This is a genomic window from Gemmiger formicilis (assembly GCF_016901605.1).
Taxonomy (GTDB): domain Bacteria; phylum Bacillota; class Clostridia; order Oscillospirales; family Ruminococcaceae; genus Gemmiger; species Gemmiger formicilis_B.
Genome location: NZ_JACJKP010000356.1, coordinates 1 through 737, shown reverse-complemented (window position 1 = coordinate 737; position 737 = coordinate 1). Strand labels below are relative to the sequence as shown.

The window sequence follows — 737 nt, the reverse complement described above, 5'->3', positions numbered from 1 at the left end:
GAATATGTCTACAGCGGCGCAACACCGGAACAGGCCCGGGCGGAGGAGCTGGCGGACAAGCTGGGGCTGGCCTGGTCCTCCAGCGAACCCGCCGTGGTGATGGTGGATGCCGACGGCAACCTGGCGGCGGTCGGCACCGGGCGGTTCGGTGGGGTCCGGCGCAGCGGAAACTGCCGCCGTGGCAGGGGCAGTTTCTTCTGATACCGAAGCCCCCGACGGGGATGCCGCACAGGCCGTAAGTACCAGAAGGGCCGCTACGCCAAGCAGGGAACGTTTCATGGCGAATACCTCCTTTTTAGATCCAGTATAGCATAAAGTGGGGCATACCACAGCCGCCGAAAGAAAAAGTTACAAAAGCAATGAATTTTTTCAAAAAAATTGCAAAAACTACTTGACAGAACCCCCTTGAATTCGTATAATAATAGAGCGCTTTTTGATAGGCGCCAATGTGGCGGTATAGCTCAGTTGGCTAGAGCATTCGGTTCATACCCGAAGTGTCACCGGTTCAAATCCAGTTACCGCTACCAGGAGATACAAGGTTTCGCTAAAATACTTGGGGATCGGTTGCAATAGTGGCCGGTAGGTTGCTTGCTGTTTTAGCGAAATCTTGTATTCTATGAGGCCCGTTGGTCAAGCGGTTAAGACACGGCCCTTTCACGGCTGTAACATGGGTTCGATTCCCGTACGGGTCATAAAAAATCTCCTTCAGCTTAGGCTGAGGGAGATTTTTTTGTTTC

At 53.2% G+C, this 737-nt stretch carries 1 protein-coding gene and 2 tRNA genes; all 3 read left to right on the top strand.

Annotation, left to right across the window (positions count from 1 at the left end):
• A partial coding sequence (locus tag H6B10_RS14815) for a hypothetical protein (RefSeq protein ID WP_204652289.1) occupies positions 1-201 on the top strand: 201 nt, incomplete at its 5' end.
• Positions 202-450: 249 nt separating this feature from the next.
• A tRNA-Met gene (locus H6B10_RS14810) sits at positions 451-527 on the top strand.
• A gap of 93 nt (positions 528-620) precedes the next feature.
• Positions 621-692 (top strand) — tRNA-Glu (locus H6B10_RS14805).
• Positions 693-737: the final 45 nt, after the last annotated feature.